Origin of the sequence: Chitinibacter sp. S2-10 (assembly GCF_046530675.1) — a bacterium.
Taxonomy (GTDB): domain Bacteria; phylum Pseudomonadota; class Gammaproteobacteria; order Burkholderiales; family Chitinibacteraceae; genus Chitinibacter.
This window is the reverse complement of record NZ_CP172558.1, coordinates 1,536,855-1,549,457: the sequence shown is the minus strand read 5'-3', so window position 1 is coordinate 1,549,457 and position 12,603 is coordinate 1,536,855. Positions and strand designations below refer to the sequence as shown.

General features: G+C 56.4%; 9 protein-coding genes. 7 read left to right on the top strand and 2 right to left on the bottom strand.

Annotated features, from left to right (window positions below):
- Genes ACG2XO_RS07370 through ACG2XO_RS07355 form a run of 4 tightly spaced genes read left to right on the top strand, consistent with a single transcriptional unit; the run spans window position 1 to window position 3,440 of the window.
- Entirely contained in the window at window positions 1-849 is an 849-nt protein-coding gene (locus tag ACG2XO_RS07370) for an ATP-binding cassette domain-containing protein (RefSeq protein ID WP_410500168.1), read from the top strand.
- 9 nt (window positions 850-858) lie between these two features.
- A complete protein-coding gene (locus ACG2XO_RS07365; protein ID WP_410500167.1) occupies window positions 859-1,314 on the top strand; it encodes an RbsD/FucU family protein in 456 nt (151 codons plus the stop codon).
- The gene (locus tag ACG2XO_RS07360; RefSeq protein WP_410500166.1) at window positions 1,295-2,506 is read left to right on the top strand and encodes an ROK family protein; all 1,212 of its coding nucleotides are present in this window, start codon (window positions 1,295-1,297) and stop codon (window positions 2,504-2,506) included. Before ACG2XO_RS07365 ends, ACG2XO_RS07360 begins: the two co-directional genes overlap by 20 nt.
- 7 nt (window positions 2,507-2,513) lie before the next feature.
- Complete coding sequence (locus ACG2XO_RS07355; protein ID WP_410500165.1) at window positions 2,514-3,440, top strand: carbohydrate kinase family protein; 927 nt, start codon at window positions 2,514-2,516, stop codon at window positions 3,438-3,440.
- Window positions 3,441-3,572: 132 nt separating this feature from the next.
- Here ACG2XO_RS07355 and ACG2XO_RS07350 read toward each other — a convergent pair whose 3' ends face one another.
- Entirely contained in the window at window positions 3,573-8,612 is a 5,040-nt protein-coding gene (locus ACG2XO_RS07350) for a beta strand repeat-containing protein (protein ID WP_410500164.1), read from the bottom strand.
- Window positions 8,613-8,659: 47 nt separating this feature from the next.
- Between ACG2XO_RS07350 and ACG2XO_RS07345 the strand changes: the two genes are divergently transcribed.
- Both ACG2XO_RS07345 and ACG2XO_RS07340 read left to right on the top strand, forming a co-directional pair.
- Entirely contained in the window at window positions 8,660-8,974 is a 315-nt protein-coding gene (locus ACG2XO_RS07345) for a hypothetical protein (protein ID WP_410500163.1), read from the top strand.
- Window positions 8,975-9,164: 190 nt separating this feature from the next.
- Complete coding sequence (locus ACG2XO_RS07340; RefSeq protein ID WP_410500162.1) at window positions 9,165-9,821, top strand: LuxR C-terminal-related transcriptional regulator; 657 nt, start codon at window positions 9,165-9,167, stop codon at window positions 9,819-9,821.
- A gap of 186 nt (window positions 9,822-10,007) precedes the next feature.
- Here the strand turns inward: ACG2XO_RS07340 and ACG2XO_RS07335 are convergent, their stop codons facing one another.
- A complete protein-coding gene (locus tag ACG2XO_RS07335) occupies window positions 10,008-10,967 on the bottom strand; it encodes a substrate-binding domain-containing protein (RefSeq protein ID WP_410500161.1) in 960 nt (319 codons plus the stop codon).
- A gap of 263 nt (window positions 10,968-11,230) precedes the next feature.
- Here ACG2XO_RS07335 and ACG2XO_RS07330 point away from each other — a divergent pair, with 263 nt between their 5' ends.
- The gene (locus tag ACG2XO_RS07330; RefSeq protein WP_410500160.1) at window positions 11,231-12,400 is read left to right on the top strand and encodes a glycerol-3-phosphate dehydrogenase/oxidase; all 1,170 of its coding nucleotides are present in this window, start codon (window positions 11,231-11,233) and stop codon (window positions 12,398-12,400) included.
- The last annotated feature ends 203 nt before the right edge of the window (window positions 12,401-12,603 follow it).

The following is a 12,603-nucleotide window of genomic DNA, read 5'->3' as shown; positions in this document are numbered from 1 at the left end:
ATGAGCGCCATTATTGAAATTGAAAACAATCAGCAAACTGCTTCCCAAGCTAACTCACAAGCTGCGCGTCCACTGGTTCTGCAAGCCAAAGGATTGGTCAAACGCTACGGTCAGGTGACCGCACTCGACGGCGCTGATTTTGAATTACGTCCGGGAGAAATCATGGCCGTCATTGGCGACAATGGCGCGGGCAAATCATCGCTGATCAAAGCTTTATCCGGTGCGATTGTTCCCGATAGCGGCGAATTGCTGCTCGACGGCCAGCCAGTACATTTTCAGAGCCCGATTGACGCCCGCCGCGCCGGGATTGAAACGGTGTATCAGGATCTGGCCGTTGCGCCAGCGATGACGATAGCTGAAAACCTGTTTCTGGGACGCGAAATCCGCCGCGACAACCTGCTGGGCGAATGGTTTGGCGCGTTGGACAAAAAACGCATGCTCAAAGACAGCATCGCGTATATGCAGGAATTGAAAATCGGCATCCGTTCGATGGCGCAAGCAGTGGAAACACTATCGGGCGGCCAGCGTCAGGGCGTAGCTGTCGCGCGCGCAGCCGCATTTGCCCGTCATGTCGTCATCATGGACGAGCCGACTGCAGCGCTGGGCGTCAAGGAAGGCAATATGGTGCTCGAATTGATCCGCAATGTGCGTGATCGCGGCCTGCCGGTGGTGCTGATCAGCCACAATATGCCGCACGTATTCGAGATTGCGGACCGGATTCACGTCGCCCGGCTGGGTCGCCGCGCAGCGATTCTGAACCCGAAAGCGATCACGATGAGCGATGCGGTTGCCGTCATGACCGGCGCGATGAAACCCGAAGACATCCCTGCCGAATGGCTGGCGTACTAGGAGAAGACGATGCTCAAAGGCATAGATCCGATCATCACTCCTGAGCTGCTCAAGGTGCTTGCAGAAATGGGGCATGGCGATGAAATCGTCGTTGCCGACGCAAACTTCACCGCCGCCTCGCTGGGCGCAGGCAAACCCTTGCTGCATCTGGCCGGCGTCGGTGTTGCCCGCGCGGTCGAAGCGGTCATGAGTTTGCTGCCTGTCGATCAGGATGTCACCCATCCGGTGGCGTATATGCAGGTCAGCCATCAGCCCGATGGCTGGCGCAGCGCGCTGCAACGCCATGTCATCAGCCAGTTGACCGAACAGGGGTACGCGCTGGAAAACCAGATTGCAGCGGTCGAACGATTTGCATTTTACGAACGGGTCAAGCAGGCTTACGCCATTGTGCTGACCAGTGAATTGCAACCCTACGGCAATTTCATCGTAAAAAAAGGAGTTATCTGTGAACCGCTCGCAGGCTAATCATTCCAACGAGCAGGCTCGCGGCTCATCGCAAGGCGGAATGCGGCAATACAATGAGCGGGTGGTGCTGCAAGCCATCCGTCTCAATGGCCGCCTGCCCGGCGCGGACATTGCCCGCCTCACCCGCCTGACCGCACAGTCGATTTCGCTGATTACCAAACGGCTGATCGACGACGAGCTGCTGATCAAGGAAACGCCGCAACGCGGCAAGGTCGGCCAGCCTTCGGTGCCGCTGGCGCTGAACCCCGATGGCGCTTTCGCCATCGGCGTCAAAATCGGCCGGCGCAGCCTTGATGTATTGCTCGTCGATTTTGCCGGAACGGTACGCGAGCGCTGGGATCTACAATATGACTTTGCCGCGCCCGAGCAAATCCTGACGCATATTGCCGATTGTCTCGCCAAGATCAAGGCGATGCTGCCCGTCAAACACTGGGATCGCATCGAAGGTATAGGCGTGGCAGCGCCGCTGAATATGGGCGGCTGGCAGCAATTACTCGGGCTCGATGCTGATGTCGTGGCTCGCTGGGAGCGTTTCTCGCTGATCGACGAAATTGCCGAAATCTCCGGCATGCAGGTTCAGATGCTCAAGGACACTTCGGCCGCGTGCGTTGCCGAGCTGGTCGCCGGACGCGGGCGCGAAATCCGCAATTTTCTGTATGTCTTTGTCGATACCTTTATCGGCGGCGGCTTGGTGCTCGACGGCCATCTGCATATTGGCCGTCATGGCAATGCCGGTGCGATTGGCTCGCTGCCAATGGGGCTGGAATCGCGCCGCAGTGGCGCACAGCTACTCAACACGGCTTCGCTCTATCAGCTGGAAAACCGCTATCTGGCTGCCGGGCTCGACGGCCGCGCCACGACCGATGCGCGCAGCATGAGCTCGACCTACTGGCCGCATACCGAAGCCTGGCTGGATGAAGCCGCCCCCGCGATTGCGCTGACGATACTCAACACCGCCTGCGTCCTTGATCTGGACGGCATTATTCTCGATGGCTGCTTTGACCGTGCCTTACAGGACGAGCTGATCCGCCGGATCGAAAAAAGCATGCTGGAATTCAATCTGGAAGGCGTAATCACGCCGCAGATTCTGGCCGGCCAAACCGGATCGGATGCCCGTGCGCTCGGCGGCGCTTTATTGCCGCTGTACGCCAGCTTTGCGCCGGATCGTGACCTATTTCTGAAACTGGACTGAGACCATCATGAACACGACGAACTTTCCCACCTTTGTCGCCGCAGGCGAAGCATTGACCGATATGATCCGGGTGGATGACACGCACTGGGTCAGCAAAGTCGGCGGCTCGACGTGGAATGTCGCCCGGGTCATGGCCAGCTTGGGTCAGGACAGCGCCCAAGGTAGTGCATTTGCTGGCAGTATCAGTCGAGATTGCTTCGGACAGGATCTACAACGGGCCAGCGCTGAAGCCGGTCTGGATTTGCGTTTCTTGCAGCAACTGGATTACTCGCCGCTGCTTGCGATCGTGCATTCGGCCAATCCGCCACAATATTTCTTCGTCGGCGACAATGCCGCCGATCTGCATTTCAACCCGGCTCAATTACCATCCGGCTGGATGAAGGCGGTTCAGTGGGTGCACTTTGGCGGCATCAGTCTGGCCAGACAGCCGCTGGCGGGAAAACTAATTGCGCTGGCACGCGAATTGAAAACCCATGGCGTGAAGATCAGCTACGACCCCAATTTCCGCGTGCTGATGGATCAAAGCTACGACGCCACGTTGCGTACGATGAGCGAGCTGGCCGATGTCATCAAGGTATCGGACGAAGATCTGGCCGGGCTGTTTCGCACCAACGACCTTGACGCCGCATTCGACACGCTGCGCAGCTTTAATCCGGCCGCCAGTATTCTGTATACGCGCGGCGCAGACGGTGCCAGCTTTTACCATCATGACGACATCGCCAACGAAGCGGCAATCAAAGTCAACGTCGTCGATAGCGTCGGCGCCGGTGATGCCGCGATGGGCGGGCTGATTTACAGCCTACTCAATATGCCGGAACGCAGCACGGCAGAGCACCTGCATTTTGCCATTGCCAGTGGCGCGGCAGCCTGCCAGTACGCAGGAGCAACCCCGCCGACACTGACCATGGTCAACTTGCTCTACGAGGCGCATTGAATACCCTGACTGCACCTCAAAACAATTGAGCGCACCAATAAGCCCCGTACGTTGTCAGTCACAGGACTTATGTTTTTTGTGTGCATGACGGTGCTCAAACGGTATGCACACAATCCAGATTACAAACTCAAGCTATGCAGCATGAACAAGATTGCTGTGGTTCAGCAAGGTATCGATATTCAGTGCGGTCACGCCTTGCAGTACGACGACATCTTGAAATTCAGCACCGCCAGCGCTGCCATCTTGGTCGACAGCGATCACCGTATTGCCGTTTTCCTCACGCAAACTCACATAATCAGCCAGGGTCTCTGTTTGAGAACCATCCAGTAAATCAGCCAGATTCAGCACATCACCGCCTTGCTCCACACTGGCTGTATTGAAGTCGCGAATGGTATCGACACCGCCGTCGAACTGGAAAACAAAGGTATCGCTACCCGAGCCGCCCACCAGAAAATCATTGCCAGCCAGACCATTCAGGATGTCGTTACCATCGCCGCCGACCAGACCGTCATTGCCGTCGCCGCCCAACAGGGTCTGATCGCCAATCGCCGAGGTATAGCCAACCGTAGTCCCCCCGTCTGCGTCGTGCATGCTTTGAAAGCCGGCCGCGGTATAAGTGCCCTGCAGCGTGATTTCGCTGGTACTGACGCCATCGCTGATCGTCAGCACGCCACCGGTCGCCGTTGCATTGCCGACATAGCTGACCGTTACGCCAGCCATATCGCCCAGATCCAGCGTATCGCCGGCATTCATTCCGGAAACCGTTCCGCTGAAACCAGCGGCATGATCGAGTTTGAGCGTACCGTCGCCGTCGAGATCGAAGCGGGTATCGAGGCTGGATGCGCCGGCGTATTCCAGCGTCGCATCCCCGCTGATCAATGCGCTGCCCGTGCCTGCAACATCGCCGTGCAAGGTCAGATTGCCGCCATTGGCCCACAGCAAACCACTCGTATCCATCGCACTTACGACCAGCATTCCGCCACTGCCAGTGACCATCAGCGTACCTGAGTTGATAATTTGCTGGCTACCGGTATCGATCACCAGCGCATGACTGCCATCGGCGATGATGGTGCTGGTATTGTGCAGGATCAGTTGCCCGGAGCCAAGCTGACCCGCGCCGGAAATCGTATTGTCGATATTGCGCAGAACCGTATCGGAGCTACCACCGAATATCACGTTCTGATCGCTATCGGACAAGACTACATGCCCACCACCAATCAGACTCGCCCCCCGGAACAGGATTTCGAGGCTGGTGCCACTGCTGCCGCCATCAAGCGCAATCGTGCCGCTGTTAATGATGCTGCCGCCAAACGGCATGATCGCGCCGTCCGAGATCGTCAGCATGCCGCTATTGTGTGTGACCGGATCAACGTCAAACTCGAAATTCGCCGCAGTCAGCGCAGCCGCATCGACACCTTGCAGCGTAATTGTCTGACCGTTACCAATACTCACCACTGCATTGCCATTGGCATCGTTGCTGATAGTCAAATCCGCCATGCTGGCAACGCCTGCAAAACCGACCAGATCGACCTTGTCCACAGCGGCGTCAAAGCTGTAAATCACGTTATTGCCTATCGGCTGCGCAAAAACGAACTGATCCGCGCCGGACGAGCCGGTCAGATTGTCATCTTGCGACAGCGCGAAGATCGGCGAGCCGGGCGCATAGGCTTCGACGTTATCTGCAATCTGCATAGTTCCCGTCGTGCCGTCGGCATTGCTCCAGCTCATGCTGATATCCAATACCAGCGCACCGCTGAAATCGGCTGGCGTCGTCACAGTCAGCGAGCTCGGATCATTGGCGTGAACTGTCCAGCTGCCATCATGATTGTCGATACCCTCGCTGATCACCCAACCGGCCGGAATGCCTTTGATGACCAACGTGACAGCACCATCGGCTGCCGGCTGAGGCAGCGCCAGATAGATGGGTTCACCGGCAACCCCAGCTGGCGCCAGATTGCCGCTGGTATACGAAGCCATATTGGCATTACCAGCCAAGTCGTTGAATGTGCCGACACCTACGCTCAAGGTATACGAGCCGTTCGCCGATCCCCGTGTTGCGGTTGCCTCCCAGACCAACGGATTGGCCGTAACATGAAGATTGGACAAGGAAACCCGGGTCGGCTGATTCACCGTAATATCGCCGAGCGTAAAATTGGTGATCGCCTCGGAGAAAGTAAACTTCACGGTGGCCGTCGAGCCAGCCGTATTGGAAAGATTGGTCGCCGAAATACTGTTCAGCACCGGCGGAGTCACATCATCAGCTACGGCGACAACATTCAGCGGAATCGTTGCCGCCGTGCTGGTCGCTCCGGCCGGGTCGGTCACGGAGAAAGCGATGTTGCGGGTCGTGGTATCCGGTGTATCCGACGTGTTGTTGAATTTCACCGTCGCCAAAGCCGCCTCAAATTGCGCCTCGCTTGGCGTGTGCCCTGCAATCGCTGTCAACGTCAGCACAATATTGCCACCGACGGTGGTTACGGTACCCTGAATATCGGCCGTATTGGTAAACAGCAATTGATCCCCAGCTTTGGTATTGGTGATCGTGATCGCCACTGACTGCGGACGGACGTGATCCAGATCGACAATATTGGCTGAACTCAATAGGGTCACGTCGTTGGCGGGTGTATCCGACCCGCTGACTTCGGTAAATGTCGTTGCGCCACTCTGCGTTACGCTGATCGTCGGAGCGTCGTTGGTACCGAGGATATGAACCGTCACGCTGGTCATCGTCCCATCAAAGCTGGCGACATCGAAGGTGTCGGTGTAGGTGACGCCGTCTTCGAATTCATCATGCGCCGAATCGGCGGTATAGCTCCACGCGCCAGCGTCATCAATGCTGAACGTGCCATACGCCCCAGCCGTATCGGTTTGCGCTACAAAGGTTTCCGCACTGTCGACGTCGGTGATGGTCAGCGTGCCGCTGGTTGCAATATCGCCTGCGGCGTTGGTTTCGACCAGATTCACCACGTCCGCTGACAACACCGCCGCGTCATTGGTGCCGAGGATATGAACCGTCACGCTGGTCAGCGTCCCATCCAAGCTGGCGACATCGAAGGTGTCGGTGTAGGTGACGCCGTCTTCGAATTCATCATGCGCCGAATCGGCGGTATAGCTCCACGCGCCAGCGTCATCAATGCTGAACGTGCCATACGCCCCAGCCGTATCGGTTTGCGCTACAAAGGTTTCCGCACTGTCGACGTCGGTGATGGTCAGCGTGCCGCTGGTTGAAATATCGCCTGCGGCGTTGGTTTCGACCAGATTCACCACGTCCGCTGACAACACCGCCGCGTCATTGGTGCCTAGGATATGAACCGTCACGCTGGTCATCGTTCCATCAAAGCTGGCGACATCGAAGGTGTCGGTGTAGGTGACGCCGTCTTCGAATTCGTTATGCGCCGAATCGGCGGTATAGCTCCACAACCCAGCGTCATCAATGCTGAACGTGCCATACGCCCCGGCCGTATCGGTTTGCGCTACAAAGGTTTCCGCACTGTCGACGTCGGTGATGGTCAGCGTGCCGCTGGTTGAAATATCGCCTGCGGCGTTGGTTTCGACCAGATTCGCCACGTCCGCTGACAACACCGCCGCGTCATTGGTGCCGAGGATATGAACCGTCACGCTGGTCATCGTCCCATCAAAGCTGGCGACATCGAAGGTATCGGTGTAGGTGACGCCGTCTTCGAATTCATCATGCGCCGAATCGGCGGTATAGCTCCACGCGCCAGCGTCATCAATGCTGAACGTGCCATACGCCCCAGCCGTATCGGTTTGCGCTACAAAGGTTTCCGCACTGTCAACGTCGGTGATGGTCAGCGTGCCGCTGGTTGAAATATCGCCTGCGGCGTTGGTTTCGACCAGATTCACCACGTCCGCCGACAGCACCGCCGCGTCGTTGACACCGGTCAGCGTGATGACGACGTTCTGGGTCGCCGTGCCGCCGTGCTGATCGTTGACCTGAACGCCGAATGTCAGCTGCAGCGTTTGCCCCTGCCCCAGAAAATCGATTTCGGAATTGCGAACGCTGTAGCTCCAGTTCAGCGAGCCAGAACCGTCGGGATTATCGGTGACGGGGCTCAACACCAGATTATCCAGCAGCGCCGCAGCCTGTTCGGCGCTGGGCGTTACCGTGCCGCCTGTGACGCTGGCCGCGCTGATGCTGGCCGTTGGCGCATCGGCCAGATCGACGTCGTGGAAAGTAATCGTCCCGCCAACGCTCGCCGGATCGGCATCCGGCAAGGGGCCGTTGTCAGCCGTTTCACTGATCGCCGCACTTTGCGCCGCGCTGGTGATGGTGGGCACGTCATTGCTGCCGACAATGGTGATCGTGACATTCTGGATCAGCGATGACCCATTCCCGTCGCTAATCGTGACCGCATACGTTTCGGTCACGGTTTGCCCTTCGGCAAGGTATTGCGCGGCGGCATTGTTCAGCGTGTATGTCCAGCCCACCGTGCCCTCAGTAGCGCCGGCAGCTTCGCTGACCGGCGTCAGCTCAAAAGTGCCCAGCGCGGTGGCGTTGCCAGCGGCTGGTGCAAACGAGGCAGTATGGCTATCGCTGGCATCGACGTCATGAAAGGCGATGGTGCCGGTGGCGTTCAGTGAATCGCCCGGATTTGGCGTCAGCGGCGCATCTTCGGTAACCGTTCCGGTGGTGTTGCTGGCAGTGCTGAATGTGACTGCATCGTTCGCGCCGGAAAACGCCACTTGGGCAGTCGCCCAGCTCAGCGTGCCGTTGCCAAGGCGGATGGCGTAGGTAAAGCTGTCGTTCAATGTTTCGCCAGCCGCCAGCGACTGAAGATTGCCCTTGAACGCAGTCGACAGGCTCGCGGCGTCGTAACCCACCTTGCCATCGGCAGTGATCCAGATTCGGGCGCCATTCGCGCTGAAATCGGGCGTCGAATCAACGATGCCACCGACATCCTGCACCAGCAGATCGGCCGGTGCATAGGTTTTGGTGGCGGTCGAGGTGCTGGTTCCGTCATCGAGCGACCAGAGGCTTTTCGCGTTGCCGCCCAGATCGTTGGCCATCACGTCCAGATACATCACCGACAGCAATTCTTCGGTAATGGCGCCGCTCTGTCCATCGATCAGCGCCGAAGTCAGGATGTCATCCTTGGCCTGTGGCGTATTCGAGAACGAGGTGGCAGTTCCGCCGCTGCTTGATGTGGCCATGATGATTCTCCTTGTCGCAACAATGACGCAGCCAAGGACCGCAACCCATGCCGCCCCCGAAATTCAGGCCATCGACAAACTCAGGCTCTGAGCAATTGCAGCCCGTCGATTTTCAATGCGATTCCGGTCTGATCGCCATGCGGCTCCATTCGCACGACGTGACCGGAACATTTCATTTTCATCTCGCGATGAGCAACGCCAAAATCCAGCTCAAAACAGATCTCATCGCTGCAGATGCCTGTGCCATCTACCTCGAGGTAAAAGCCATCACTGCTGATATTCCTGGTAAAGCCGGTTCGTCCTGCCATCTGAACCGAAATCACCGCCTGAACTCGCTCGTGCTGGCGTCCGCTGATGCTTGATCGATTTGCCATGGGGTGTAGCGTAGCCCAGAACAGGAGCGGGAAAAATGGGAAAAACAGGTCTATTTATTTAGGACAATGCTTTGATTTTTTATGACAAATTCAGGACATTTGAACTAATTTGGTATGGAATACGGCCGGAATAAACGGCTCAAACACAACGCATATGTCCGCGCATGCTGGAAAAAATATGGACACCAAAATCAAAGTCATTTTGATCTGCGACTTGCCGATGGTCGCCTGGGGATTACAAACGCTGATTAACGCGCAGACGCTCTTGATGGAAGTGATCGCCTGCGTCGACCATCCGGCGCACGTGTCGCAGTTGATCAATGCCGATCAGACCTATGTCATCTTGCTGGATCTGGATGGTGATCATGGCATTGAGGCCATTTCAGCACTGCTATCCGGAGCGAATGTGCGGGTACTGGTTATTGCAGCAGCGAATGATACCGATCAACAGGATAAAGCCGTGCTGGCTGGCGCCTGCGGTGCAATTAGCAAGCGCGAACCGGTCGAGGTATTGCTCAAAGCCATTCAGAAAGTGAATGCGGGTGAATACTGGGTTGATCGTGCGGCGACCGAACGGATTTTGATGACAATTGCCCGGGAAAAGGGCGCAAACAATGCAGAGCACGAAAAAATCGCTCGTCTGACTCGCAAGGAAAAGCAAACCATTGCAGCGATTGCTTTGGGTTCAAATGTCAGCACTCTGGAAATCGCCGAACGACTCCACATCAGCGAACACACTTTGCGCAATCATCTGACCTCGATCTACGCCAAGCTGGGGGTTCATAACCGAATGGGGCTATACGCCTACGCGCAGAAATACGGCCTGACCCAATAAAATCTACCCGAAATTTCAGCACTCGCCCAGATATAGGGAGCGGCTGATTTATTCGTTCTTCCGGCGAAAGCCGGGTTCAGCTTGTTGATTTTTCTGAATTCCGGCCTGCACCGGAATGACGAACTGCGAATTAATCCACGCCTCCATAGGTGACATCGGCGGATTGAAAGTATGTGCATCAACTGATTATTGACCGATCAGCCCGGCGTCCCACGCCTTGAAAATTGCGGCATTCTCCTTGCTCACCAGCGTCGGGGTGAGCAAGATCAGCTCGGGCTCGGACTTGCCCCCGGCGTGCAAGGCCAGCCCGGCCTCGATGGCACGCTCACCCATACTTTTAGGCGCCTGACTGGCGGTTGCCACAATTTGCGAGCCCATGCCAATCGCCTTCACCACGATTTGCGAGCCATCGACCGAACCGATTCGGGTGTTTTGCATTCCCTCTTTTTGCAAGGCCTTTTGCACCCCCAAGGCTTGCCGGTCATTGATCGCAAACACCGCATCAACCGCGCCATAGTTTTTGATTGCCGATTGCATAGCCGCATGCCCACCCCAAACCGAGGCATCACCACTTTCCCGATCTGACAGCAGCTCAATCGCCGGATAGCGCGCCCAGGCCGCTTTGCAACCTGCTACCCGGTCAATCACCGATGAGACTTGCGGTCCGTTTTGAATCAAGGCGCGTCCACGCCCCTTGATCGCCTTGGCCAGATAATCACACACCAGCTCGCCAGCGAGCCGGTTATCAGTGAGCACCGTCTGATTCGCCCCTTCTGCCCTGACATCGACCCCGATCACGATAATGCCCTGTTTGCGTGCTTTTTCGATCACCGGTTTTAAAGCGTGCTCTTCGGAAGCAACCAGCAGAATCACATCGACTTGCGCATTGATCATGCCGTGCAACTGAGTCACTTGCTTGCCCACGCTATAGTCGGACGAAGTGACTGAAATCTTGACCGCAGGGTTGAGTTGCTTGGCCTTCTGCTGAACGCCTTGCACCAGCGCGACAAAATATGGATTTTCCAGACTGGAAACGCTGACCCCTACTTTGCCAGGCCACACTGTCGACCCTGCCTGCAGCAAAACACTGCAACACCATATTCCGAGGCCAAATAGCGCAATGACGACTTGCTGACATCTCGACATATTGACCTCCCGCAAAAGGGGCTTGCTTCTGCCGACCTTACACCCTGGCTGTAAGGGTCTCAATACTAAACACGGTATTCACGCGACCAAAGGCAATCCCAATCCAAGTCGTCATCCCTGATTCAGACCATCTCACAAATCATCGACAGCAAGTGGCAAGCATTTTGCCCGAGCAGGGAAATTGAATAGTAAAAATGCAAAAATCCCGCTAATTTGCATTAGCGGGATCGTAAACCAAACGTCAACAGCCCTAGAGCCCAGCCATGAAATACGACTTAATCATCATCGGCGCAGGTATACAGGGCGCAGGGGTGGCGCAAGCTGCGGCGGCTGCGGGCTATTCCGTTCTGTTACTCGAGCAAACTGCGGCTGCGGCAGGTACATCGAGCAAATCATCCAAGCTGATCCACGGCGGGCTGCGCTATTTAGAAAGCGCGCAATTTGGCCTCGTCCGCGAATGCCTGCAAGAACGCGCGCTCTTGCTTAAATTGGCCCCCGACTTAGTCAAACTGCAAACCTTGCATATTCCAGTTTATGAGCAAGCCAGCCGCAGCCCGCTGACGATTCGGGCGGGATTAAGCCTGTACGCGCTGCTCGCGGGCTGCAATCAAAACGCCTTATTCAGCCAACTCGCCAAAAGCACATGGCGTGATTTAACGGGGCTCAAACAGGAAAATCTGAAAGCCGTTTTCCGTTATCAAGAGGCACAAACCGATGATGCCGCGCTCACGCGCGCGGTGCTCAATTCAGCCCAATCACTGGGTGCTGAAGTGTGCATACCGGCGAAATTCATTAACGCAAGCAGGAGCCCAACCGCTTGCGAGGTCAATTACACCATCATGGGGCGGCAAGAATCAGCCACTTGCAGCGTACTCGTCAATTGCGCCGGCCCTTGGGCGCACGAAGTACTCGCCAAAATCTCGCCCACAATGACCTTGCCTGAGGTTGAACTGATTCAAGGCAGCCACCTGCTCTTGCCGCCTTTAATTACGCAATATTTTTATGTTGAAGCGCCGCAAGACCAGCGCGCTGTATTTATTCTGCCGTGGCAAAATCAGCTGCTGGTCGGCACCACCGAACGCACCTACCACGGAGCGCCAGCCCAAACACAATGCAGCGATGATGAGCGAGATTATTTACTCAATGTCATCCGGCATTACTTCCCTCTGCTCGAAATTCCAACTAGCCAGGTGCGCAGCTTTGCCGGATTGCGCGTCTTGCCGCGCAGTAACCAAAATGCCTTTTCTCGCCCGCGCGACGTGATTTTCGACCTCGATCACAACACATCACCACGCGTGCTCTCGATCATGGGCGGCAAACTCACGACTTATCGCGTCACCGCGCAGCAGGCAATCGCACGCTTAAAAACCAGCCTACCCGATAGAAAAAGCCGCGCCGATACACGCAGCTTATATTTGTATCCGGAGATATAGAAAATACCCTGCATACGAAACACGCCTCGTGGCAATCAGATTGAAAATCTGAATCACGGCAGCCGGACAATCTCGACTTATACTGGTTTGCTGTTGAATAAAAACAGTGCGGGGGTAGAAATGGGGGCAGGTTTTGTTGCTAGCATGAGGAATAGCGGCAAAAACAAAAAGCCCCGCAATCCTAAGATTTACGGGGCTTTAGG

Coding starts and splice junctions, on each gene's coding strand:
- ACG2XO_RS07340 (WP_410500162.1), top strand. CDS start 9,165: ATGGACACCAAAATCAAAGTCATTTTGATCTGCGACTTGCCGATGGTC.
- ACG2XO_RS07355 (WP_410500165.1), top strand. CDS start 2,514: ATGAACACGACGAACTTTCCCACCTTTGTCGCCGCAGGCGAAGCATTG.
- ACG2XO_RS07350 (WP_410500164.1), bottom strand. CDS start 8,612: ATGGCCACATCAAGCAGCGGCGGAACTGCCACCTCGTTCTCGAATACG.
- ACG2XO_RS07335 (WP_410500161.1), bottom strand. CDS start 10,967: ATGTCGAGATGTCAGCAAGTCGTCATTGCGCTATTTGGCCTCGGAATA.
- ACG2XO_RS07370 (WP_410500168.1), top strand. CDS start 1: ATGAGCGCCATTATTGAAATTGAAAACAATCAGCAAACTGCTTCCCAA.
- ACG2XO_RS07365 (WP_410500167.1), top strand. CDS start 859: ATGCTCAAAGGCATAGATCCGATCATCACTCCTGAGCTGCTCAAGGTG.
- ACG2XO_RS07345 (WP_410500163.1), top strand. CDS start 8,660: ATGCCGCCCCCGAAATTCAGGCCATCGACAAACTCAGGCTCTGAGCAA.
- ACG2XO_RS07330 (WP_410500160.1), top strand. CDS start 11,231: ATGAAATACGACTTAATCATCATCGGCGCAGGTATACAGGGCGCAGGG.